General features: G+C 67.4%; 23 protein-coding genes and 2 tRNA genes. 7 read left to right on the top strand and 18 right to left on the bottom strand.

What is annotated here, in order from left to right; translation table 11 throughout:
• Positions 1 to 81 precede the first annotated feature (81 nt).
• Positions 82 to 1,095: a tyrosine-type recombinase/integrase gene (locus NMQ14_RS17380; protein WP_373457205.1), complete on the top strand. Its 1,014-nt coding sequence runs from the start codon at positions 82 to 84 to the stop codon at positions 1,093 to 1,095.
• A 35-nt stretch (positions 1,096 to 1,130) separates the two neighbouring features.
• Here NMQ14_RS17380 and NMQ14_RS17375 read toward each other — a convergent pair.
• The 13 genes from NMQ14_RS17375 to ilvD form a co-directional block, all read right to left on the bottom strand.
• A tRNA-Lys gene (locus tag NMQ14_RS17375) sits at positions 1,131 to 1,206 on the bottom strand.
• Positions 1,207 to 1,244: 38 nt separating this feature from the next.
• Positions 1,245 to 1,320, bottom strand: a tRNA-Lys gene (locus NMQ14_RS17370).
• Positions 1,321 to 1,406: 86 nt separating this feature from the next.
• Positions 1,407 to 2,522, bottom strand: a complete 1,116-nt coding sequence (locus NMQ14_RS17365; RefSeq protein WP_257098138.1) for a YeeE/YedE family protein — start codon at positions 2,520 to 2,522, stop codon at positions 1,407 to 1,409.
• 39 nt (positions 2,523 to 2,561) lie between these two features.
• The gene (queC, locus tag NMQ14_RS17360) at positions 2,562 to 3,251 is read right to left on the bottom strand and encodes a 7-cyano-7-deazaguanine synthase QueC (RefSeq protein WP_257098137.1); all 690 of its coding nucleotides are present in this window, start codon (positions 3,249 to 3,251) and stop codon (positions 2,562 to 2,564) included.
• Between the two features lie 15 nt (positions 3,252 to 3,266).
• The gene (ybgF, locus tag NMQ14_RS17355; RefSeq protein WP_257098136.1) at positions 3,267 to 4,031 is read right to left on the bottom strand and encodes a tol-pal system protein YbgF; all 765 of its coding nucleotides are present in this window, start codon (positions 4,029 to 4,031) and stop codon (positions 3,267 to 3,269) included.
• Positions 4,031 to 4,597, bottom strand: coding sequence for a peptidoglycan-associated lipoprotein Pal (gene pal / locus NMQ14_RS17350; protein WP_257098135.1), 567 nt, complete (start codon positions 4,595 to 4,597; stop codon positions 4,031 to 4,033). Before pal ends, ybgF begins: the two co-directional genes overlap by 1 nt.
• A gap of 67 nt (positions 4,598 to 4,664) precedes the next feature.
• On the bottom strand, positions 4,665 to 5,939 hold the full coding sequence (tolB, locus tag NMQ14_RS17345) for a Tol-Pal system beta propeller repeat protein TolB (RefSeq protein ID WP_257098134.1): 1,275 nt from the start codon (positions 5,937 to 5,939) through the stop codon (positions 4,665 to 4,667).
• Between the two features lie 34 nt (positions 5,940 to 5,973).
• The gene (locus NMQ14_RS17340) at positions 5,974 to 6,798 is read right to left on the bottom strand and encodes an energy transducer TonB (protein WP_257098133.1); all 825 of its coding nucleotides are present in this window, start codon (positions 6,796 to 6,798) and stop codon (positions 5,974 to 5,976) included.
• A complete protein-coding gene (locus NMQ14_RS17335; protein WP_257098140.1) occupies positions 6,798 to 7,208 on the bottom strand; it encodes an ExbD/TolR family protein in 411 nt (136 codons plus the stop codon). Before NMQ14_RS17335 ends, NMQ14_RS17340 begins: the two co-directional genes overlap by 1 nt.
• A 14-nt stretch (positions 7,209 to 7,222) precedes the next feature.
• Positions 7,223 to 7,912 (bottom strand): protein TolQ, encoded by a 690-nt coding sequence (tolQ, locus tag NMQ14_RS17330; RefSeq protein WP_069039064.1) that lies wholly within the window; start codon positions 7,910 to 7,912, stop codon positions 7,223 to 7,225.
• 2 nt (positions 7,913 to 7,914) lie between these two features.
• Entirely contained in the window at positions 7,915 to 8,382 is a 468-nt protein-coding gene (gene ybgC, locus NMQ14_RS17325; RefSeq protein WP_257098132.1) for a tol-pal system-associated acyl-CoA thioesterase, read from the bottom strand.
• Positions 8,383 to 8,494: 112 nt separating this feature from the next.
• Complete coding sequence (locus NMQ14_RS17320) at positions 8,495 to 9,292, bottom strand: DMT family transporter (protein WP_373457204.1); 798 nt, start codon at positions 9,290 to 9,292, stop codon at positions 8,495 to 8,497.
• 75 nt (positions 9,293 to 9,367) lie between these two features.
• Positions 9,368 to 11,233, bottom strand: coding sequence for a dihydroxy-acid dehydratase (ilvD, locus tag NMQ14_RS17315; protein ID WP_257098130.1), 1,866 nt, complete (start codon positions 11,231 to 11,233; stop codon positions 9,368 to 9,370).
• Between the two features lie 70 nt (positions 11,234 to 11,303).
• Between ilvD and NMQ14_RS17310 the strand changes: the two genes are divergently transcribed.
• The 3 genes from NMQ14_RS17310 to NMQ14_RS17300 all read left to right on the top strand — a co-directional run bounded on the left by NMQ14_RS17310 (position 11,304) and on the right by NMQ14_RS17300 (position 14,035).
• Positions 11,304 to 12,383, top strand: coding sequence for a glycosyltransferase (locus NMQ14_RS17310; protein ID WP_257098129.1), 1,080 nt, complete (start codon positions 11,304 to 11,306; stop codon positions 12,381 to 12,383).
• Positions 12,384 to 12,536: 153 nt separating this feature from the next.
• On the top strand, positions 12,537 to 13,127 hold the full coding sequence (locus NMQ14_RS17305; protein WP_257098127.1) for a hypothetical protein: 591 nt from the start codon (positions 12,537 to 12,539) through the stop codon (positions 13,125 to 13,127).
• Between the two features lie 131 nt (positions 13,128 to 13,258).
• Positions 13,259 to 14,035, top strand: a complete 777-nt coding sequence (locus tag NMQ14_RS17300; RefSeq protein WP_257098125.1) for a ferredoxin--NADP reductase — start codon at positions 13,259 to 13,261, stop codon at positions 14,033 to 14,035.
• On the opposite strand, the gene NMQ14_RS17295 is transcribed toward NMQ14_RS17300, so the two are convergent.
• The 4 genes from NMQ14_RS17295 to NMQ14_RS17280 form a co-directional block, all read right to left on the bottom strand.
• A complete protein-coding gene (locus NMQ14_RS17295; protein ID WP_257098123.1) occupies positions 14,036 to 15,748 on the bottom strand; it encodes a glycosyltransferase family 2 protein in 1,713 nt (570 codons plus the stop codon).
• Positions 15,745 to 16,941 (bottom strand): glycosyltransferase, encoded by a 1,197-nt coding sequence (locus NMQ14_RS17290; RefSeq protein WP_257098120.1) that lies wholly within the window; start codon positions 16,939 to 16,941, stop codon positions 15,745 to 15,747. The genes NMQ14_RS17295 and NMQ14_RS17290 overlap by 4 nt, the downstream gene beginning before the upstream one ends.
• 72 nt (positions 16,942 to 17,013) lie before the next feature.
• Positions 17,014 to 18,042 (bottom strand): PEP-CTERM sorting domain-containing protein, encoded by a 1,029-nt coding sequence (locus NMQ14_RS17285; RefSeq protein WP_257098118.1) that lies wholly within the window; start codon positions 18,040 to 18,042, stop codon positions 17,014 to 17,016.
• A 123-nt stretch (positions 18,043 to 18,165) separates the two neighbouring features.
• Entirely contained in the window at positions 18,166 to 19,242 is a 1,077-nt protein-coding gene (locus NMQ14_RS17280) for a glycosyltransferase family 4 protein (RefSeq protein WP_257098116.1), read from the bottom strand.
• Between the two features lie 146 nt (positions 19,243 to 19,388).
• Here NMQ14_RS17280 and NMQ14_RS17275 point away from each other — a divergent pair, with 146 nt between their 5' ends.
• Both NMQ14_RS17275 and NMQ14_RS17270 read left to right on the top strand, forming a co-directional pair.
• Complete coding sequence (locus NMQ14_RS17275; RefSeq protein WP_257098114.1) at positions 19,389 to 20,612, top strand: glycosyltransferase; 1,224 nt, start codon at positions 19,389 to 19,391, stop codon at positions 20,610 to 20,612.
• Between the two features lie 40 nt (positions 20,613 to 20,652).
• Positions 20,653 to 21,747: a lipocalin-like domain-containing protein gene (locus tag NMQ14_RS17270; protein WP_257098112.1), complete on the top strand. Its 1,095-nt coding sequence runs from the start codon at positions 20,653 to 20,655 to the stop codon at positions 21,745 to 21,747.
• Between the two features lie 18 nt (positions 21,748 to 21,765).
• Here the strand turns inward: NMQ14_RS17270 and NMQ14_RS17265 are convergent, their stop codons facing one another.
• Entirely contained in the window at positions 21,766 to 22,671 is a 906-nt protein-coding gene (locus tag NMQ14_RS17265; RefSeq protein WP_257098110.1) for a demethoxyubiquinone hydroxylase family protein, read from the bottom strand.
• Positions 22,672 to 22,841: 170 nt separating this feature from the next.
• Between NMQ14_RS17265 and NMQ14_RS17260 the strand changes: the two genes are divergently transcribed.
• On the top strand, positions 22,842 to 23,417 hold the full coding sequence (locus tag NMQ14_RS17260; RefSeq protein ID WP_257098108.1) for a TMEM165/GDT1 family protein: 576 nt from the start codon (positions 22,842 to 22,844) through the stop codon (positions 23,415 to 23,417).
• Positions 23,418 to 23,548 lie beyond the last annotated feature (131 nt).

Here is a 23,548-nt window from a genome sequence, read left to right as displayed (position 1 = left end):
CTCAACCTTCGACCCCGCTGCCTTCGACATCGCCGAAGTCGATCGACGACTCGCAAAGATCAAACTCTGACCGTCAACACGGTGTCGGTCGGACGCTTACGAAGAACGTGGTGGGTTGATTTCACCACGCCAGCAGGTGAGCGCATTAGACACACTACTGGGACTCGGGACCGGCAACAGGCGCAGGAGTACCACGACAAGCTGAGGGCTGAAGCATGGCGTGTGGATAAGCTGGGCGAGCGTCCCGCATACACATGGGATGACGCGGGTTACAAGTTCTTGACCGAAACCCAGCACAAAGCCACTCACCACGAGGATAAGGTGAAGCTCGTTTGGTTACAGCAGTTCCTGCGCGGTAAGCCGCTCGCGGAGATTGATCGGGAGTTGATCGTTTCGATTGGTGCAAAGAAGTTACAGGAGTCCAGCCCTGCTACCGCCAATCGATATCTGGCCCTCATCCGCTCAATCCTGCGCAAGGCGATGAACGATTGGGAATGGATCGATCGTGCTCCGTTCGTGCGCCTCTACAAGGAGGCAAAGCGGCGGGTGCGCTGGATAACTCCGGAACAGGCAGAAAAGCTGCTCGGCGAGCTACCAGAGCACCAGCGGGACATCGTTGTCTTTGCCCTCTCGAGCGGACTCCGGCAGTCCAATGTATTGCGGCTTGAGTGGTCACAGGTCGATCTGACGCGCGGTGTGGCTTGGATTCATCCGGATCAGGCCAAAGCACGCAAGGCGATCCATGTGCCACTGAATTCGCAGGCTGTCGCAGTGCTGAACAGGCAGGCCGGCAAGCATCGCGAGCGCGTCTTTACGTTCAGGGGCAAGCCGATCCGTTGGGCGAATACGCACGCATGGCGTGAAGCATTGAAGCGGGCGGGTATCGAGGAATTCCGCTGGCACGATCTGCGACACACTTGGGCGAGCTGGCTGACACAGCACGGCACACCGTCGAACGTATTGCAGGAGCTTGGGGGTTGGGAGTCTGAATCGATGGTGCGGCGGTATGCGCACCTCGCTCCGGCGCAGTTGCTGGAGCACTCGGAGAAGCTCGCGGGCCTCATTTCTGGCGCGACGGCGGCACAGCTGAAATAAAAAGGGGCTAGCCTTACGGCTAACCCCTTGATATTTGGTGGGTTGTGAGTGGCTCGAACACTCGACCTACGGATTAAGAGTCCGCTGCTCTACCAACTGAGCTAACAACCCGAAACCGGTTCGCAATATCTGTATTTCGGCCCACCGTGTGGTGGGTCGGGCGAGACTCGAACTCGCGACCAACGGATTAAAAGTCCGCTGCTCTACCGACTGAGCTACCGACCCTCGCCTTGCGAAGAGGGCGGATTATAGGAAGCGGGTTTTGATGCGTCAAGGCTTTCCGGCTTCGGCGACGCGCGGGCCCGTTCCGGCTACTCGCGCATCAGCCACCACATGGAGGCCTTCATGGTCAGCGCCGAGCCGGCGATGATGGCGAGCAGCGCGATCGCGGAGCCGAGCGCCAGTGTCGATACGCCGGTGATGCCCTGGCCCACGCTGCAGCCGGAGGCCAGCACGCCGCCGATGGCCATCAGTGCGCCGCCGATGCCGTGGCGCACCAGATCGGCGCTGCTGCGGAACCACTCGATGCGGAATTTCCCTGCCAGGACGGCGTACAGGAAGGCGCCGACGATGACGCCGACCAGCGCCATGACGCCGAAGTTGAGCAGGGCGGTGTTGGTCGGGTCGAGCAGGTAGCGCGCGCTGTCGGCCATCGGGCCGACGAAGGTGTAGGACTGCGCTTCGACGCGGCTGGGCAGCACGTCGGCGAATTCGGCCCACTCCTTCCATGCCGCGGCGCGCGGGCCGGCGGTGAGCCACCAGCCGGCCAGCACGGCCAGACCGAAGCCGATGCCGCCGGCGATGTTGTCCCGGTCGCGCCGGAACTCGGCATTCGCGAAGGCCCAGACGGCGAGCACGCCGGCGATCAGCCAGGCCAGCGCGCGGTTCAGCGTGGCGGCGTCGCCGCCGACGGTGCCGGCGATGACCGAGCCGAGCGCCTGCGAGTCGATGCCGCGCGCATCGAGCGACATCGTGAAGCTGCCCATCCAGCCGAAGGCCAGCGCGTAGAACTCGGTGAAGATCATCAGGTAGGCGAACAGCGCACCGACCGCCAGCACGAACACCGACTTGAGATTGCCGCCGCCGATGCGCACCAGTGTCTTGTTGCCGCAGCCGCTGGCCAGCGTCATGCCAACGCCGAACAGCAGGCCGCCTACCAGATAGCGCAGCCAGGCGAACTGCGGGCTGCGGTACGGCGGATAGGTCGTGATCAGGTCGATGATGCCGGCCGACTCCATGCCGACCAGGCCGGCCATTGCGGTGGCGATGGCGAGCATCCACGAGCGCATGCGGCCGAGGTCGCCGATGTTGATCCAGTCGGACACCGCGCCCATGGTGCAGAAATTGGTGCGCGAGGTCAGCGCGCCGAGCGCGATCGACAGCCCCAGCACGGCGGCCAGCGTTTCGGTGTGGATGTTGAGGTCCATCGTGTTCGGGTCCGGTTGTCGGCCCCTCGCACGGGGGCTTTATCTGTACTGTGTCGGGTCCGCGATGCCCGCGGCGGCGAAGCCTTCACGGCGCAGCCTGCACGAATCGCACACGCCGCAGGCACGGCCGGCGTCGTCGGCCTGGTAGCACGACACGGTAAGACCGTAATCGACACCCAGATCTGCGCCAGCGCGGATGATACCCGCCTTGGTCAATGCAATCAGCGGTGCGTGCACGGTCAGTCGGGCGCCTTCCACCGCCGCCTTCGTGGCCAGATTGGCCATCGCTTCGAAAGCCTTGATGTATTCCGGCCGGCAGTCGGGGTAGCCGGAGTAGTCGACCGCGTTCACGCCGCAGTGGATGTCCTGCGCGCCGAGCACTTCGGCCCAGGCCAGCGCCAGCGACAGCATGATGGTGTTGCGCGCCGGCACATAGGTGACCGGGATGCCGGGCGCCACGCCGTCGACCGGCACGTCGATCGCGCTGTCAGTCAGCGCCGAGCCGCCGAAGGCACGCAGGTCGAGCGTCAGCGTGCGATGGCTGGCAGCGCCCAGCGCCTTCGCCACGCGCGCGGCGGCCACCAGTTCGGCCCGGTGGCGCTGGCCGTAATCGACCGACAGGCAGTGGCAGTCGTGCCCCTGCGCACGCGCCATCGCCAGCACGGTGGCCGAGTCAAGGCCGCCGGACAGCAGCACGACCGCCGGCCGCGAAGAAACCGTACTGCCCATTGCGTGCGCCCCTTCCTACTTCTTCTTCGGCGGCGGAGCCAGTTGCTTCAGGCGCTGACGCGCGACGTCGGCTGCCGGCGTACTGCCGTATTCGGCCACCACGGTGTCCAGCGTCTTCTTCGCGCCCTTGGTGTCGCCCTGGACCTGCTGCGTGTTGGCCAGACCGAGCAGGGCCTCCGGTGCGCGCACGTCGGACGGCCACTGTGCGTGCACTGCCTGGTACAGCTCGGCGGCACGCGGATAATTCTTGGCCTGGAAGCCCGAACTGGCGGCCCAATAGTGCGCCGCAGGCTGGAAGCTGCTCTGCGGCCAGGCGACGATGAAGGCTTCGAACGCGGCTTGCGCGTCGGTAAACTTGCCGCCCTTGAGCAGATTGAGCGCGGCTTCGTAGTCGCGCCCCTCGGCCGCCGGATCTGCGGCCGGTGCCGCTGCAGCTGCGGCGGCAGGAGCGGCTTCGAGCGCTCGCAGGCGGTTGTCCAGATCGAGGTAGAAATCCTTCTGCCGCTTGGTGGCGGCTTCCAGTTCGTAGGTCAGCACCTCGTTCTGGCCGCGCAGCTTGGCGATTTCGGCGCGCAGGGCTTCGATCTGGTTGGTCAGGTCGAGCTGCACGCGCTGCGACTGTTCAACCTGCGCATCGAGCTTGCCCAGCCGGGCCGTCGTTTCCAGCTTGAGCGCTTCGATCCGCTGACGCGCCACGTCGTCATCGAACAGCGCCCACGCCGGGGCGCTGCCGATGGACAACATGGCCAGCGCCGTCGCGATGCCGCGACGGGCCAGCATCAGAACTCACCCGAATAGAGCATTTCCGAGCGGCGGTTCTCGGCATAGGCGGCTTCGTCGCTGCCTTCCATGCGCGGCTTTTCTTCGCCCAGGCTGACCGACTCGATCTGCGCTTCCTGCACGCCCAGCAGCATCAGCGCGCGCTTGACCGCTTCGGCACGCTTCTGGCCGAGAGCCAGGTTGTATTCGCGCGAACCGCGTTCGTCGGTATTGCCCTGGATCAGCATCTTCAGCTTCGGGTTGGCAGCCAGCACCTTGGCGTGCGCCGAAATCAGGCTGGCGTAGCTGTCCTTGATGGCGTAGCTGTCGTAGTCGAAGTAGATGATGCGCTTGGACAGCGGGCTGTTCGGGTCCTTCAGCGACGCCATCAGCGCCTCTTCCGGCGTCATGGTCTTGCCGCTGACGGCGGGCGGGGCGACCGGCGTGCCGCTCGGGCCGGCGGCGGGGGCGACCGGCGTCTTGCTTTCGGTCGGGGCGGCGGGCTGCTCCGGACCGGATGACGAGCAGCCGGCGAGCAGCGCGAGGGTCAGGGTGGCGATGGCGATCTTGCTGGCGGACGTTTGCATGGCGGGGGCCTTTCTTGTGGTCGGAACGGGGAGTGTGACGTGAATCAAAGGTTTGATCTGTGCGGTGTCAGGGTTGATTGAACGGTCCCCAGGCCGGTTCGCGGACGTCGCCGCCGGCCTGCCCGGACAGTTTCTGTTTCACGCGCCCGTCGGACGACACCGCGGACAGCACACCGCGCCCGCCCACTTCGGACGCATAGAGGATGGTGCGGCTGTTGGGCGCGAAGGACGGCGATTCGTCGCGCGACGAATCGGTCAGGATCTGGATCTGCCGGCTGGCCAGGTCCATCACCGTGACCTGGAACCGGCCGCCGTTGCGCGACACGTAGGCGAGCATCTTGCCGTCCGGCGACAGCCGGGGCGACACGTTGTAGCTGCCTTCGAAGGTAACGCGCTCGGCGGTGCCGCCGGTGGCCGCGACGCGGTAGATCTGCGGGCTGCCGCCGCGGTCGGACGTGAAATAGAGGTACTGGCCGTCGGGTGAGAACTGCGGCTCGGTGTCGATGGTGGACGAGCCAGCGATGCGGGTCAGCCCGCTGCCGTCGGCGTTGATGGTGTAGATCTGCGAACTGCCATCCTTGGTCAGCACCACGGCCAGCCGCTTGCCGTCGGGTGACCAGGCGGGCGCCGAATTCGAGCCCTTGAAATTGGCCACGACGGTCTGCGCGCCGGTCGCCAGCGAGTGCACGTAGATGATGGGCTTCTTGGCCTGGAACGACACATAGGCCAGGCGCGTGCCGTCCGGCGACCAGGCGGGCGAAATGATGGGCTCGCTCGAGCGCAGCGCGGTGCGAGGGTTCTGCCCGTCGGCGTCGTCCACCTTCAGTTCGTAGCTCTTGCCGGTCTTGACCACGTAGGCGATGCGGGTCGAATAGATGCCGCGCTCGCCGGTCAGCTTTTCATGGATGAAGTCGGCAATGCGATGGCCTGTCTCGCGCACGGTCGAGGCACCGAACAGGAAAATCATGCCGTCCGGCTTGTTCTGCCGCGCGATGTCGTAGAGGCGCATGCGCACTTCGTAGCGTCCGCCCGGTGCCGGCAGGATGCTGGCCAGCGCCAGCGCGTCGGCGCCGCGGTCCTTCCACTGGTTCAGGTCGATGGCCGCGTTCTCCGGCACCGGCGTGGTGCCCGAATCGACCAGCTTGAACAGGCCGCTGCGCTCCAGATCGGCGCGCACGACGCCGGTCAGCGCCTGCGGCAGCAGGCCGTCGCCGGCAAAATTGGCGATCGCGACCGGAATGCGGTTCGCACCGGCGCCGGTGATTTCGACCGTGAGCTGCGCCTGGGCGGCGGTTGCTGCCAGCAGCAGCGTGGTGGCCATCAGTCTGAATATCTTGAACATCTGATCCTTTCGATGAGAGGTGGTGCGGCGGCGGCTACTGTCCCAGCGGCCGGAACACCAGATCCAGGTTGCGCACGAAGACCGACGGATCGTCCGGCTTCGGCAGCGGTGACGACTTCACGATGGCACGCAGTATCGCGTCATCGAGCGCCGGATTTCCGGTTGATCTTTTCATGCGCGGTTCGCCGACCACCGAACCGTCCGGCAGCAGCGCGATGGCGACCAGCGCTTCCGGGTTGCCGGTGGCGCCCGGCGGCAGCACGATGTTGCCGCGTATCTTGGCGCTGATCTTGTCGCCCCATGCGCTTGCAGCGTTCCTGCGCGCGCCTTCCGCGGCGGCCTGCGCGATCAGGTCCGCTTCACGCGATGCCTCGCGCTTGGCCTGTTCGGCGCTCTCGCGGGCCATGGCTTCCTTGAACATTTTGTCCTGCGCTTCGATCTCGCGCCGCATGTCCGGTGGCGCCGGCTGGGGTTCGGGCTTCTTCTCGACCGGTTTCGGTTCGGGCTTCGGCTTCGGCTCCGGCTTGGGTTCGGGCTTCGGCTCAACCTTGGGAACCGGTTTCGGCTTCGGAGGTTCCTTGAACGCAATGTCCGGCTTGGCCGGCGGCGGAGGCGGGGGCGGCTCGACCACCGGTTCCGGCCGCTTCTCGACCACCGGTTCGGGCGGCGGCGGCGGACGCACCGGCGCTGCCACAGTCGGCATGCTGCTGATCAGCTCCACCTGCACCGCCGCCGGCTTGCTGGTCTGCCAGCGCACGCTGTAGAACAGGAACAGTCCGAGCAGCAGATGCATGCCGGCGGCCAGCACGGCAGACTGCCATTTGCCGGGTTCCGGGCGTTTGAGTGCGTGCTCGCGCATCAGCGGGCCGGTTTCGCAGTCTGGCCGGTGTGCACCAGCAGGCCGATGCGGGTGATGCCGTTGCCTTGCAGCGTGTCCATCACCTTCAGTATTTCTTCGTAGCGTGCCGCCTTGTCGCCGGCCACCACCACGGCGCGGTCGGGTCTGGCGCCCTGCAGGTCGCGGATGCGCGTGACCAGTGCATCGCGCGTGATGGTCTCTTCCTTGCCGCCCTGGTCACGGTCGCGCAGCGCCAGCTTGCCGTCGGCCTTCACGATGACTTCGATCGGCTGCGCCGGTGGCTGCGACGCCTGACCGACGCTGGGCAGTTCGATGCTGCCGGTGGGCGTGGCCTGCGGCGCCACCATGAAGATGACGAGCAGCACCAGCATCACGTCGATGTACGGCACGACGTTGATCTGGTTCATCAGGCGGCGCTGTCTTCTCATTGCGCCTTACCGGGGCCCTGGCGCTGCAGGATGTTGGAAAACTCTTCCATGAAGCTTTCCCAGCGGATGGAAATGCGGTCGATGTCGTGCGCGAAGCGGTTGTAGGCGACCACTGCCGGAATTGCCGCGAACAGGCCGATCGCGGTCGCCACCAGCGCCTCGGCGATGCCCGGTGCGACCTGGGCCAGCGTCGCCTGACCGACGTTCGACAGGCCGCGGAAGGCGTTCATGATGCCCCACACGGTGCCGAACAGGCCGATGTAGGGGCTGACCGAGCCGGTCGAGGCGAGAAAGGCGAGATGCGATTCGAGTTCGTCGACCTCGCGCTGGTAGGTCGCGCGCATGGCGCGCCGGGCGCCATCGACTGCGGTGGCGGTGTCGATGTTCTGCCGCCCCCTGAGCTTGGTGAATTCGCGGTAGCCGGCTTCGAAGATGCGTTCCATGCCGCCCGCGTTGTGGCGGTCGTTGGCCGCGCTCTGGAACAGCGCGTTCAGGTCGCCGCCGGACCAGAATTCCAGCTCGAATTTGTCGGTGCGGCTGCGTGCGCCGCGGATGGCGAAGGATTTGCGGAAAATCCAGTACCAGCTCATGAACGATATGCCGATCAGCAGCGCCATCACCAGCTTGACCAGCAAGCTGGCGTTCATGATGAGCGAAATGATCGAGAGGTCTTCTGATAGGTTCATGGTCAGTTCGTGAGCGGGGGCAGAAGAGGAAGCGTGGATGAAGGGACGAGCCGCGCGCGCAGTGCAGGCGGGATCGACACCGGACGGCCGCGCGCCGGATCGATGCAGATCACCCGCACCAGACCGTCGAACAGCAGCGTGTCGCCGCGGTACAGCCGCTGCGCGAATTCGATGGCGACCCGGCTGACGCCGGCGATCGTGCTGCGCACTTCGAGCGCGTCATTGAAATGCGCCGGCTTCAGGTATTCGCCGCTGACCGAGCGCACGACGAAGCCGTGGCCTTGCGCGGTCATGTCGACCTGATCGAAGCCGAGCGCGCGCAGCCATTCGGTGCGGGCTCGTTCCAGAAAGCGGAAGTAATTTGCGTAGTAGACGACGCCGTAACTGTCTGTGTCTTCGTAGTAGACGCGCACCGGCCACGAAAAACCGTCGGCGTGCGGGCCGTCATCGTGCTGCGCGGATGGAGTCATGGGCCGCGATTTTACCCGAGCGGCCGGCCCGGCTTGCTGCAAGGCATCAAAAAGCCTCGCAAGGGGATGTAACAGGCGGCTGGGTGGCGTGGAGGCGGGCAAGCGGCAGGGTTCAGCGACGGGTGGTCACGACCAGCGCGATGCCACCCAGCGTGGCGGCCGATGCCAGCGCCAGCCGCGCGGTCAGCGGCTCGGCCAGCAGCAGCGCGCCACCGAGCGCGGCGATCACCGGCACGCTCAGCTGCACCGTGGCGGCCTGCGTCGCCGTCAGCCCGCGCAGCGCGCTGTACCAGATGGCGTAGCCAACGCCCGATGCCAGCGCGCCGGACAGCACGGCGTACAACACGCCCGCCGGATCAATCCGGGCGTCGGCCGCCGACACCATCGACAAGCCGATCGCCAGCGGCACGGCGCGCACGAAATTGCCGGCCGTCATGGTCAGCGGCGTGCCGCGAGCCTGCCGCCCGCGCAGCGAATAGACGGCCCAGGCCATTCCGGCCAGCGCCATCAGCAGCGCCGCATCGACCGGCGGCGCACTGACGCCGGGGGCCAGCAGCACGCCCAGCCCGCCCAGTGCGACGCCGAAGCCGGCGATCTGCAGCGGACGGAAGCGCTCGCCCTTGAACAGTCCGGCGGCAATCATGCTCACCTGCACCGTGCCGAACAGCAACAGCGCACCGGTGCCGGTCGACAGCGCGCGATAGGCGAAGGAGAACGCGGCGGCATAGATGAACAGCGCACACGCACCCGGCCAGTCGCCGGCCAGCCGGCTGCCCGACTGGCGGCGCACCAGCGCCCACAGCACCAGCGCACCCGCGGCCAGGCGGATCAGCGTGAAGCTGGCGGCATCAATCGCCGTATCGGCCAGCGCCAGCCGGTTCAGCACCGAATTGGCGGCGAAGGCGCACATCGCCAGCGCGGTCAGCGCGGCGATGCGGCCGGCAGAATGCGGCGCGGTCAAGACCGGTGCGACGGCAAGCCGGTCTTACGGACGGCGCAGCTGCGTCAGGTCGCGCACCGCGCCGGTATCGGCGCTGGTGGTCATCAGTGCGTACGCCTGCAGCGCCTGCGACACCACGCGGTCGCGCTGCTTCGGCGTCCATGCGTCGGCGCCGCGCGCTTCTTCGGCCGCCCGGCGATGCGCCAGTTCGTCGTCCGCGATGACCAGATGGATGGTGCGGTTCGGAATGTCGATCTCGATCACGTCACCGTCCTTCACCAGCGCAATCAGGCCGCCCTGCGCCGCTTCCGGCGAGGCATGGCCGATCGACAGGCCGGAGGTGCCGCCCGAGAAGCGGCCGTCGGTCAGCAGCGCGCACGCCTTGCCCAGATCTTTCGATTTCAGATAGGTCGTCGGGTAAAGCATTTCCTGCATGCCGGGGCCGCCCTTCGGTCCTTCATAGCGGATCACGACCACTTCGCCCGGCTTCACCTCGTCGCCGAGGATGCCGGTCACCGCGTCGTCCTGGCTTTCGTACACCCGGGCGGTGCCCGAGAACTTCAGGATCGAGTCATCGACGCCGGCCGTCTTCACGATGCAGCCGCGCTCGGCGATGTTGCCGTACAGCACGGCGAGACCGCCGTCCTGGCTGAAGGCATGCGCCTTGTTGCGGATGACGCCGTTTTCGCGGTCGAGGTCGAGCGTCGGGTAGCGGCGGTCCTGCGAGAACGCGACCTGGGTCGGGATGCCGCCGGGCGCGGCACGGTAGAAGGTGCGCACCGCTTCGTCTTCGGTGCGCACGATGTCGTACTTGTCGAGTGCTTCGCCCAAGGTGGCGCTGTGCACCGTCGGCAGGTCGCGGTGGATCAGGCCGGCGCGGTCCAGCTCGCCGAGGATGGCCATGATGCCGCCGGCGCGATGCACGTCTTCCATATGCACGTCGGACTTGGCCGGCGCGACCTTGGACAGGCAGGGCACGCCGCGCGAAATGCGATCGATGTCGGCCATCGTGAAATCGACACCGGCTTCGTGCGCCGCGGCCAGCAGGTGCAGCACGGTGTTGGTCGAGCCGCCCATCGACACGTCGAGCGTCATCGCGTTCTCGAATGCCTTGAAGCTGGCGATCGAGCGCGGCAGCACCGATTCGTCGTCGTTCTCGTAATACTTTCGGCACAGCTCCACCGCCAGCTGGCCGGCGCGCAGGAACAGCGCCTTGCGGTCGGCGTGCGTGGCCAGCGTCGAGCCGTTGCCCGGCAGCGACAGGCCGAGCGCCTCGGTCAGGCAGTTCATCGAATTGGCGGTGAACATGCCGGAGCACGATCCGCAGGTCGGACAGGCACTGCGCTCGTAGGCGTCGGACTCCTCGTCCGAGCAGTTGCTGTCGGCGCCCTTGACCATGGCATCGACCAGATCGACCGCGATGATCTTCATGCCGCCCGGGTTGGGCAGCACGACCTTGCCCGCCTCCATCGGCCCGCCGGATACGAACACGGTCGGGATGTTCAGGCGCAGCGCGGCCATCAGCATGCCCGGGGTGATCTTGTCGCAGTTCGAAATGCACACCAGCGCGTCGGCGCAGTGCGCGTTCGCCATGTACTCGACGCTGTCGGCGATCAGTTCGCGGCTGGGCAGCGAATACAGCATGCCGCCGTGGCCCATCGCGATGCCGTCGTCGACCGCGATGGTGTTGAATTCCTTCGCCACGCCGCCGGCCTTCTCGATCTCGCGGGCGACCATCTGGCCAAGATCCTTCAGATGCACATGGCCCGGCACGAACTGCGTGAAGCTGTTCGAAATGGCGATGATGGGCTTGCCGAAATCGCCGTCCTTCATGCCGGTGGCGCGCCACAGCGCGCGGGCGCCGGCCATGTTGCGGCCGTGGGTGGAAGTACGTGAGCGGTAGGCGGGCATGGCGGCTCCTGCTGGAAATCGGGTAAAAACGGGATTCTATCCGTCCCCCGGCCTGCCGGCCCGCATGTTGATGACCCGACCGCGCGTGCTGTTCGTGACCCGCAGCCGCTACTGGCGCGCCGGCAACGGCGAGGCCACCCGTACGCGCACCTTGGTCGAGGCGCTTGCCGGCGTGTGCGAACTGACGGTTTTCTTCCTCGAAGCCGCCGATTCCGACGCGTCAGCCGCGGTGGCGGCCAGCCCGCACCGCTACCGGCTGGCGCATGGCGGTCGCGAAAAGCCCGCGCGTGAAGCGCTGCTGGCAGCCGTGCGACAGCTGTGCGGGCAGACCCGGCCCGACGTCGTGCTGCTGTCGCGTCTGCAACTGGATTTCCTGCGCGAGGCGGTGCCCGCCGGCACCCGCTTGGTGATCGACACCCACGATCTGGTCAGCGACAACGCGGCGTCGCGCCGGCAGCTGGGCGTGGCGGTCGACGAGCCGCTCGATTTCGAGCGCGAGATCGCCTTCCTGCGCCGCTATGACCGGGTGCTGCTGATCCAGCCCGACGATCATGCGAGGGTCGCCGCCGTGCTCGGCGAACGGGCGCTGTGCGTGCCGCATCCGGTCGAGCTGCCGGCGCAGCCGGTGCGCCCGGCGTCACGCGTGCTCGGCTGTGCGGCCAGTCATTCACCGGCCAATCGACATGGTGTGCAGTGGTTCTTCGGCGAGGTATGGCCGCAACTGGCCACTCACCGGGTCGATCTGCAGCTGGCCGGCCCGCTGTCGGCGCTGCTGCCGCAGCCTCTGCCCGCGGGGGTGCGTGCATGCGGTGTCGTGCCGGCGTCCGATGCGCTGTGGGCCGGCGTCGATGTGGCGATCAATCCGGTGCGCTGGGGCTCCGGCCTGAAGATCAAGACGGTCGAGGCACTGGCATCGGGCCTGCCGCTGGTCACCACGCGCGAAGGCGCGCGCGGCATTGAACATCTCGCCGGCGAGGCCTTCCTGCTGGCCGACGATCCCGCCGCCTTCGCCGGCGCCTGCCTGCGGCTGCTCGATGACGTGGACGCGCGTCGCGCGATGTCGGCCGCGGCGCGCCGCTGGGCCGGTGCGAACCTGTCCCCGGCGGTGTGTTTCGGGCCGTTCTTCAGCTGGCTGTCGGGAAATTCATGAATCTGCGCCGGCGGTCGCGCGGCGGCCGGCAGAGCCGGAACCCGGTCTGCGGTCTACAGTCAGGAGTGCGTATGCGACATGTTCAGCGCGGCCTGCGCGTCGCGCGTCAGTCGCATACCGAACCGACCGCCTGACAAGAAAAGGAGATTCGCCATGTCACATCCCGCACTGTCGACTTACCGTTTCGCCGAAGGCACCTGCATCGCCCAGGCCACGCCGCCCGAGGCGGCCCGCGTGTCGCTGGACAGCCCCGCGACCGCCGTCATGACCGATCTGGTGAAGGTGCGCGCCGCCTGCATCGGCCCGCAGGTCTCGCTCGACGCGGCCGAGCAGCGGATGCGCGAAAGCGGCGTCCGCATGCTGTTCGTCATCAGCGACATGCCCTGCGTGGATGGCATCGTCACGCTGTCCGACCTGCAGGGCAGCAAGCCGATCCGGTTGATACAGGCGCAGGGTCTGACCCGTACCGAGCTGACGGTGAAGCATGTGATGCAGGCGCTGAGTGACATCGACGCGGTGGATTTCGAGGCGCTCGGGCGCGCCACCGTAGGCAGCGTCGTGGCGGCGCTGCAGCACTACGGTCATGCCTACCTGCTGGCGGTCGAGGCCGCGACGCGCGGCGCACCACCGCGCATCCGCGGCATTTTTTCGGCGGCGCAGGTCGAGCGCCAGCTCGGCGCGCCGTTGAATTCGGTCGAGGTCGCGGCCACGTTCGCTGAAATCGCGACTGCACTGCGCGGCTGACGACACGGCGCTGGTCGCCGCACTACCGGGGCGGATAACCTGAGGTTATCGAATCATTGGTTGTTCGCCTCTTGAGTTATATGCGACGAACTCGCTATAAAGCAGACTGTTCAACGAATCCGATCATTGCCATGGCCACCGTCGCTCCCGAAAAAGTCCTCAGCGTGCATCACTGGAACGACACGCTGTTCAGCTTCAAGACCACGCGGGACCCGAGCCTGCGTTTCCGCAATGGTCATTTCGTCATGATCGGACTGGACACCGGCGGCAAGCCGCTGCTGCGCGCCTACAGCATCGCCAGCGCCAACTACGAGGAGCATCTGGAGTTCTTCAGCATCAAGGTGCCGGACGGTCCGCTGACGTCGCGCCTGCAGCATCTGAAGGAAGGCGATGAGATCCTGGTCGGGCGCAAGCCGACCGGCACGCTGGTGCTCGACGACCTCAAGCCCGGCAGACATCTTTACCTGTTCGGCACCGGCACCGGGCTGGCGCCCTTCCTGAGCCTGATCCGCGATCCGGAAGCCTACGAGCGCTTCGACAAGGTGATCCTGTTCCATGGTGTGCGCCATGTGAACGAACTGGCCTATCAGGACTACATCGAGCGCGAGTTGCCGGACGACGAATTCCTCGGCGAGTACGTGCGCGACAAGCTGCTGTACTACCCGAGTGTCACGCGCGAGCCCTATCGCAACCGCGGCCGGCTGACCGATCTGATCATCAGCAACAAGATGACCGACGACCTCGGTCTGCCGCCGCTGAATCCGGACACCGACCGCGCGATGATCTGTGGCAGCCCGAGCATGAACAAGGACACCGCCGACCTGCTCGACGCGCGCGGCTTCGTCGTGTCGCCGGGTGTCGGCGAACCGGGCGACTACGTGATCGAACGGGCTTTCGTCGAGCGCTGATCAGCCACGCTGGGCGTCCAGCCAGGCCGGAAACCGCTGCTGCCAGGCGATCGGCAATCGCGCCGCGAGCGTGCCCTGATGTCCGGCATGCCAGCGGCGCAGCCAGTCGGTGACGCCGGCAACCGCCGGTTCGATCACCCGTCCGTCCGGCGTGTGTGGCGCCGACAGCCAGCCGTAGCTCGCCTGCGTGCCGCTGGCCAGCCGCACGCTGCACAGCGTTTCCCGAAAGCGCAGCAAACCTGACGTGTGCAGCGCCAGCTGCACCGGCCACCAGCCACCCGCTTCGGCCATGTCCGCCGGCCAGGGCTGGCCGTCCGGCGCGCCGGCCAATTCGACCAGCAGGTCGCGCCGGAACATGCAGGCCGCCAGCGGTGGCGCGACCCACTGACTCAGCCCGGTCGCGAACGGCGGAATCTGCTGCACCGCCTGTGTCCACGCGCCGCTCTGCGCGAACGCGTTCTGATGCACCAGTTCGCCGCCCGGCGTGATGAGCCGGACGTCGCTGCAGGTCACGCCGACCAGTGCGCCGTACTGGCGATAGAACAGATGGCGTTCGACGAAATCGCGGTCCAGGCGGTCACCCACCGGCAGGAACACGATGGATTCACCCGATGCCGCGCGCGCCGCCGCGACGAGGCGCGTCAGGGCGTCCGCCCCATCCGGGCCGTCGTCGTAGCGGCGGAGGTCTGCGCCGTCGGGCATTGCGGGATAGGACAGCGCGGCGGGCAGCAGCACCTCGCAGGCCGGATACCGCTGGTCGAGTGCGGAGGTGACGCTCGCCGATACGCCGGCGGCGTCGCCGCCACCGATCAGCGCGATGCTGATGCGCGCCGCCGCGACGCCGCGGTCGCCGGTCGGCATGCGCTGCAGCTTTTCCCAGCGCCGGAAGTAGCTGCGGGCACGCGCGTGGTGTGCCGGTTCGAGATCGGCCATGTCCACCCACTGGTCGAGAAAGTGCAGCTGGCGCGGCGTGCGGTCGCGCAGGTCGATGCGCGGCGCATAGCGGCCGTTGCGCAGGCTGCCGAACTCGTTGGCCGAATGGATGCGATAGATGCCCAGGCTCTGGCGCAGGTAGTGAACGCAGCCGCTCCTGATCAGCGCCGCCGGGCACAGCGCACCGTCGGCACCGCGCGGAAACGCCCAGGCCGGAATCGCGGCCAGGCACTCGGTGACCAGCGTGCGCCCGAACACCAGCCCGGTCGGCACCGAGAACGGAAAGAACATCGGCCGGCCGTCGAGGTCGTAGATGTCGTCCAGCTTGTCGATGCCGACGATCTGGAACCAGGTGTCGAGCGCCGATTCGCCGGTGCGTTCGTCGCGCAGGATGAGGTCGTGGCAGAGGAACAGCCGCTCGGTGTCGATCGCCTTCGACGCGATCCAGGCGGCCACGCCCGCCAGCTTGTCCGGCAGGCACAGGTCGTCGGAATCGAGCAGGCACACCAGTTCGCCGGTGGCGGCGCGCACGCCGGCATCGAAGGCGGCCGTCTGGCCACGGTTGGGCTGCTGCACCACCTTCACCTGCGGATGGTCGCGATAGCGCGCCAGCACGGCGAGCGAATCGTCGGTCGACCCGTCATCCACGACGACCACCTCGACCTTGTCGGCCGGATAGCGCTGCGCCAGCGCACTGTCGATCGCCTGACCGACGAACTGCGCGTAGTTGTAATTGCAGATGACGATGGAAAAGGAGGGCGTGCGGGACGGCGTGCTCATCGGTGCGGCTCCAGCAGGGTTTCGCAGCGATCGGCGACTGCCCGGATCGTCTGCTGCTGCTCGTACCCGGTGTGACGCTGCGCGAAGGCGCGCGCGGCCCGACCGAGATCTGCGTTCGAGAGGGCTTTCCTGAACAGCGTCGTAATGGCCGCCGCGGCATCCGGCATCACCACGGCGGCGACACCGAGGGTTTCGAGACGCTTGGCGGTCATGACCTGTTCCATCTGTGACGGCAGCACGACCAGCGGTTTGCCGGCCAGCAACATGGCCGACACCGTGCCGTTGCCGCCATGGCAGACCGCCAGGTCGCAGTCGCGCCGGGCGGTTTCCATGTCCAGCGGCTCGACGCTGACGCGCATCGATGCGCGCGAAAACGTGGCGACGGTCTGCGCCGAGGCGCCCGGCACATGGGCCAACACGCGCGCCGGCAATTTCGCCAGCGCGCCCAGCGCTGCATCGATCGCCGGATAACCGGGTTTCAGATAGGCAAACACGCGCGCGCCGCTGCCCTCCGGCCAGATGGCGTCGCTGCCCTGACCGAGGCTGAACAGCGGTCCGAGCCAGTGCGCGCCCGAGTGATCGGGGTAATGATCGAGTTCGGCAAAGCCCAGCATCAGCGAGGCATCGCAGGCGGTCAGTTCCGACAGGCTTGCCAGCGGTGGCGCGTCCAGCGCGAACAGCACCTCGTTCGCGGTTTTCCACACGTGCGCCTCCGAATCGGCGACACGCTTCATGTTTTCCGGCTGCCACCAGCGGAACGGCGGCATCGGCCGGCCGCCTGGTGGAATGCAGAAGCCGTCGCCCAGATTGACGCGCGGGGTGTCCAGCCCGCGGGTCGCGAGCAGCGCCGTCGGCGCGTGATCCATCACCAGCAGGTCGGGCAGCACGAGGTCGATCATCGCGCGCCAGGCCCGCGCGACACCGGTCAGTGCGCGCGTGTTCAGGAAGCCGAAGCGCATCAGCAGTTCGGCATGACTGATCGGTGGCGGCAGCCCGGTGACCTGGCCGATCCACAGCGGCGCCTGCAGCCAGCGCAGGTGGTGCCGGTGCAGCAGCGCTTCCGCACCCAGCAGGTCGCGCACGGCGAACACCGGTTCGTGCCCGCGATCGCGCAGCGCCAGCGCGATCGGCAGCAGCCGCGACAGGTGACCGTAGTCACCGCCCAGTTCCCAGCAGAAAAGAATGCGCGCCATGGCTGCGATGGTAGCGGCTGCCCAAACAACAACGGCACCCGCAGGTGCCGTTGTGTGAAGGCTGTCGTGAAATCAGCCGGGTTTGCGTCGTCGCGCCGCGGCCAGTCCGGCCAGCGCGAGTCCGGCCAGTGCGAGGGTCGCCGGTTCGGGCACCGTGTTGTCGACCGCTCGTTGAGTGATGGAGAACGGCGTGGCTGCGCCCGATGGGTCAAACGATTTATACGTCGTGTCATCGAACGAGAAGTTGTTGGGGTCGCCGCTACGTGCGATCGCCTGGCCGGGACTGCAGCCGACACCGGGGATCAGGATGGGTTCTTCATCGTCCCCCGTCGCGGCTGCGAGCTGGGGTTGCTGCTCGACGACGTTCGCGAACTGGACTTCACCGCCGTACCCTTCTTGTACGAACTCACCGCCGTACGAGCAGTTTGTACCGCCCAGCATGTTTCCCGACACCGTGGCGATGATGTCGTACTGCAGCGTGAAGTCGCCCGAGCGGATGCCCAGATCGGCCGAGAAGTCCTGCGAGTTCTGCGAGATGCCAGCCAATGCAGAAGGTGGGCATTCGATGTAGCTGTCGAGCTGACCGCTGCCGGCGTCGGTACACGTGATGGTGCCGGTCGAAGCCAGATCGAGACGGATGTCTTCGCGCGTCAGCTCCGTGCCGTCGATGCGGATGACCAGCTCGAGCCGGGCGCTGCCGGTCTGGCCGATGAATGCGTTGTAGAACGCCAGTTCGGTGTTGTCGACGCGGAAGTCAAAGTTGACGGCCTGGGTGCCGGTGACATCCACCAGCGTGCTGTAGCTGACCCGGCTCCATGCGGTGAAGATGCCTTCGCCCGAGGAACGTGCGCCGAAACTGGCCTGACCGTTGCTCTCGTAGCCGTAGGTATGGAAGAACACGGAATTGCCGCCCGGAGTGTCTTTCCACAGGTAGTAATCAACGTTGTTGCCGCTCTGCGATTCCGTTGTCTCCGCGCCGCCGCCGAGGCTGTAACGCGCGTCGACCGAGATCGGGTTGGCCTGCGCCTGCAGGGACAGCGCGCTGAAGGCTGCACCGATTGCCAGGGCGATGGTTTTTGCATTGGGAAGTCCGGCTTCCATGGGCTACTCCGGTGTGGTTGAGGTGTGGAGTCCCCTAAGCAAAAACAAGGCCCAAAAAAACTTATAAAATAATCAATGGCTTGGTTGGTGGTTATTACCAAAGTGTTAAAAAATCTGACGAAGTTACATTAATAGCGTACTAATTAGTGGCGCAAAACATGTTTGCGGTGAAAAGTGCTGCACCGCATAGTCGTGGGCCCGCGCGCCAGTCTGTTCGCGCAGCGCGGCGTCGGCCAGCAGTTCGCGGCAGTGGCGCGCAAAGCCGTCCGCATCGTCGGCCACACGGAAGCGGCGGCCGGCGTCGTCATCCAGTCCGCGCGCGCCTTCGGTCGTCGTGACCAGAGGCACGCCATGGCCGAGCGCCTCGACGTTCTTGATCTTGAGACCGGAGCCCCAGCGCACCGGATTGATGGCGACGTCCACGCTGCCCCAGAGGGCGGTGTAATCCGCAACGAAGCCGTGTGCGATGGCGGTCACCCCGGCGGGCGGTGCCCAGACCCGGCACACCGACCCCCACACATGCAGTTCGGCCGTCACGCCCTCCAGCGCTGGCCAGACCTCATGGGCGAACCAGTCCAGTGCGTCGACATTGCCTTGCCAGCCGCTGGCGACAAAGCCCAGCACGCGGCCCTGTGCCCGCACCGGCTGGCGGGCGAACATCACCGGGTGCGGCACGCACAGCGCCCGCGGCCCGATGGCGGTCGCCACGCGACGTGCATCATCCTGCTGGATCAGCAGTACGTGATCGTAGCGGGCCAGCCGCGCCATCTCCTCGTCGAACGACATATCGACGCCGCCCCAGGGCTCGAGCCCCGCGCGCGCGCGCGACGCCACGTTGTCGCTGACCAGATCATGCGTGTCCAGGATGCGCAGCACGCCGGGCGGCAGCGCGTCTGCCAGAAAGTCGAGCCGTAGCTTGGCAAGGATGCAGGCATGGGCGTCGATCGCGCCGACCAGGTCGGTCAGCTGCGCACTTGCGGCCGGCGGCTCCGCATCGGCGCAGGGATGCAGCGTGGCGGACACGCGCAGGGCTGCGAGCCGCTTGTGGTCGGCCTCGCCGACCGGCGCGAGGCAGAACAGGTGCAGGTCGAACAACTGGCCGAGCATCCATGCCAGCGCCAGATTGCGCGTGCGTTCGCCGCCGCCCAGACGCCAGAACGGGTCGTGGGTGACGAACAGCACCACCCGGCGCTCGCTCATGCCCGGCCGCCGGGCGCGTGACAGGGCGCGTGCGGCGCCCGTATGCTCTGCGCCTGCTTCATGTCATTGCCGGATGAGTCGGACACCATGGAAAACCCCTGCGCGCGGTCGGAACGGACGCGCGATTCTTGCACAGGCTTGTCGCCATGAGCCGCGTGCTGATGGCGTGGGAGCTCGGCGCCAACATGGGCCACCTCGACCGCATGCTGCTGACGGCGCGCGTCCTGCGTCGGCGCGGTCACGAGGTGGTGTTCGCGCTGAAGGATCTGTCGCGTGCGCATGGCCGCGTGGTCGGCGAGGGATTTACAGTCATGCAGTCGCCGATCTGGCTGCCGCGCATGGCCAGACCGCCCGGTCTGGTCAATTTTTCGGCGGTGCTGGCGTCGGCCGGCTGGCTTGATCCGGGCGGGCTGGCGGGGTTGCTGTCCGGCTGGCGCACGCTGTTCGACCTGTGTCGGCCTGATCTGCTGGTGTGCGATCACGCGCCGACCGCGATGCTGGCGGCGCGCGCCTGCCCCTTTCCGGTGGCCGCTGTCGGCAACGGTTTCGAAGTGCCGGCCTTCGGCGACGTGTTCCCGGCGCTGCATTACTGGGATGCGGCCGATACCGCGGCCTGCGCCGGCAGCGACGCCACCGTGCTGCGTGCGGTCAACGCCGCGCTCGCCGCGCTGGGCCAGCCTGCGCTGCCCAGGCTCACCGCCTTGTTTGCCGACGTGCTGTGCATCGTGGCTTCGCTGCCGGAGCTGGCGCATTACCCGGCCTATCCGGATAGCGTGGTGCGGGTCGGCCCGAGTTTCGTCGACGACGCCGGCGCGCAGCCGCAGTGGCCAAAGGTTGAAGGTGAAGGAGGCGGCGAGGGCATCCGCGTGTTCGCCTATCTGTCGCCCGAGCATGCCGATTTCGCGGCGCTGATGGCGGCTCTGCGCCAGCCCGGGCTGCGCAGTGTGGTGCATGCGAAAGGGCTGTCGGCCGCGACGGCGCGCGAACTTGGCGCGCCCAACATCCGATTCGAGCCGGCGCCGGTGCGCATGGACCTGGCCACCGCGCAGGCGCGCATCGTGCTGTCGCACGCCAGCGTCGGCACCGTCAGCGCAGCCGCACTGGCAGGCTGCGTGCAACTGGTGCTGCCCAATCACATGGAGCAGTACATGGTGGGTCGCCGCGTGGTCGAAGCCGGCATCGGGCTGATGGTCGAGCCGGGCAGCCGCGGCACCGACTACCCGGCGCTGCTGCGCAGGCTGATCGACGACGCCGCATTCTCCGTGGCCGCGATGGCGCTGGCCGGGCGCCATGCCGGCGTGCGACCTGAGCATACCGGGGTACAGGTCGTCGACGCGCTGGAGCGTTGCCTCGCGCACGGCGCGGCATGAACGGCAGCGGAACCCCTGCCGCGGCGGGCGTCCAAGGCGCATGACGCCCGCTCACGCAGACCTTCCGCTGCGACGCCTCCTGCTCAAGCTGCCGCTGCTCGCCGCCCTGCCGGCGCTGGCGCACGGCCCGGAATTCGACCCGGTCGTGCGCGGCACGCCCCTCGTGCTGCCGCGCGACCATGGTGCGCACCCGCGCCACCGCATCGAGTGGTGGTACATCACCGGCTGGCTGGAGCGCGATGGCGCAGCGCCGGTCGGCTTCCAGCTCACCTTCTTCCGCGTGCGCCAGCCGGCGCACGACGCCAGTGCAAGCCGTTTCGCACCGGGCCAGATCCTGTTTGCGCATGCCGCGGTGTCGGACGCCGCACGCGGCCGCCTGCTGCATGCGCAGAAGATTGCGCGCGCCGGCTTCGGCCTGGCCGAGGCGTCGATGAGCGATCTGGACGTGCACATCGACGACTGGAGCCTGCGTCGCGACCCTGCGCCGGAGCATCTGACGGCGCGCATCGCGGCGGCCGATTTCGGCTATGCACTCGATTTCACGCCGACCCAGCCGGTGCTGTGGCAGGGCGACGCCGGTTTCAGCCAGAAGGCGGCCGACCCGGCGCACGCCAGTCACTATCTGAGCTGGCCGCAGCTTGCGGTCGCCGGCACGCTGGACATCGGTCGGCGTCGGCAGCGCGTGCGCGGCCGCGCCTGGCTGGACCATGAGTGGTCGAGCGCGCTGATGCCTGACGGTGCCACCGGCTGGGACTGGCTGGGGCTCAATCTGGACGACGGCGGCGCCCTGATGGTGTTCCGCATGCGCGATGGCGAGGGCCGCGCGATGTGGGCATCGGCGACGCTGCGCGACGCGCGGGGCGAGCGGCAGTTCGCGCCGGCCGACATCGAATTCAGCGTGCGGCGCACCTGGCTCAGCCCGCGCACCGCCGGCCGCTATCCGGTCGCGATGACCATCCGCGTCGGTGAGCGCCGGTTCGACCTGCAGCCGCTGATGGACGACCAGGAACTGGACAGTCGCGCCAGCAGCGGCGCCATCTACTGGGAAGGCGCGGTCAGCGCAACGGAGGTGGGTCATCCGGTCGGACGCGGCTATCTGGAGCTGACCGGCTACGCGGGCGCGCTGCGCCTCTGATGCGGGCGGCGACGGCGCTCAGAGCCGCCGCGCAATCGTCACCGCGAACGCCGACCCGCTGCCCACCAGACCACACCAGCTACGCATCAGCCAGCCGTCGGGCAGGTCACCATGCCCCAGCGCTTCGTCGCGATGCGCGCATTCATCGGCCTGACACTCGACCAGCAGCGCGCGCAAGGCCGGGTGGCTGCCGTCGTCCGGCAGACGGTCGATCTGCTGCTGGTAATGACGGTCGACAAAGGTTTCCACTGCGCCGATGGTGCCGAACACCGCGCGCGCGCCGAACAGCGCCGGCAACGCGCCGGTCAGGAAGCCGGCGACACGCCAGCCGGGCAGCAGCACGCTGCGCCGCAACGGTGGCAGCAGCGCCGAAATCCGGTCCAGGTGCTGCTGCTCGGTCACCCCATGGCGCTGCGCGAATTCGCGCACGAGCGGATCGCGCGACACGGCGAGGATGCCGCGGTAGATCCACACCGCACCGGTCTCACCCGCATGGTCCGAGCGCAGTTCGCCGATCAGGTCGTCCGGCACGCCCGGCGTGTCGAGCGCGCGCGCGACGCGCTGCATCGAAGGGCGCACGCGCAGGAAGCCCCGGTAGGCGACTTCGAGCACGCTGGCCACGCCCGGCAGCGCGCCGGCGCGGGCCAGCCAGCGCCAGCCGGGCAGGGCCGCCCACAGTGCGATGAAGGCGCGTGCACCGCTGAGCACTTCGCCGTCGTCGCGCCGCACGTGAAAGCGTGCCAGATAGTCGGCCCGCTCGCCGGTGACCGGCAGGGCGAGCCTGCGGTCGCTGACGTCGACCCAGTGCAGTGGCCGCAGCGGCCGCAAGCCCCGGTAGACGCCGACTTCGCGCCGGCACAGCGGGCAGTCGCCGTCGTACAGCACGGTCAGGCCGGTGGAGGATTCGATGTCGGGCGTGGTCATGGCGAGCAAAGGAAGGGAAAAAAGGCACGGCGAAGGCGCAACGAGGACAACAAGCACGCCGCTCAGACGCGGCGGAACCGCAATTGTTCAACCCGGCTGCGGCACGGTCTCTGCCGACCTTTCGTGCTAACGTCACGCCCCGCCCCCGGACCGACAACCCGTACAGCATCATGGAAGCCTTCATCGTGTCGACCGGCGTGGTCGCACTGGCCGAAATCGGCGACAAGACCCAGTTGCTGGCCTTCATTCTGGCCGCACGCTTCAGGAAGCCCCTGCCCATCATCGCCGGCATCCTGTGCGCGACGCTCGTCAACCACGGTCTGGCGGGCGCGCTGGGCGGCTGGATCACCTCGGTGCTGAGCCCGGAGGTGTTGCGCTGGGTGCTCGGCCTGTCCTTCATCGGCATGGCCATCTGGACGCTGATTCCGGACAAGATCGAGGATGAGGAAACGAAGGTCGCGGCGCGCCTCGGCGTGTTCGGGGCCACGCTGGTCACCTTCTTCCTGGCCGAAATGGGCGACAAGACGCAGATCGCCACCATCGCCATGGCGGCGCACTACGCCAGTCCGCTGCTGGTCGTCATGGGAACCACGCTGGGCATGCTGATCGCCGATGTGCCGGCGGTGTTTGTCGGTGACCGTTTCGGCGCGAAGATTCCGATGAAGCTGGTGCATGGCATTGCCGCCGCGATCTTCGCCGCACTCGGTCTGCTGACCCTGCTCGGTGTCGACCGGCTGCTCGGGTAGCGCCCTGTCCAGCCGCCCACCCGCGTTCAAGCACGCGTGAATCTGGCCGATTGCCGCAACATCGGCGCATCCTCCGTGGCGCAAGCTTCTAGCCGTGTACCGCATTGCCGACGAGCCGCATTGGAGGCAAC

Origin of the sequence: Methyloversatilis sp. XJ19-13, from assembly GCF_024580155.1 — a bacterium.
GTDB lineage: Bacteria > Pseudomonadota > Gammaproteobacteria > Burkholderiales > Rhodocyclaceae > Methyloversatilis.
This window is presented reverse-complemented; position numbering and strand designations above follow the sequence as displayed.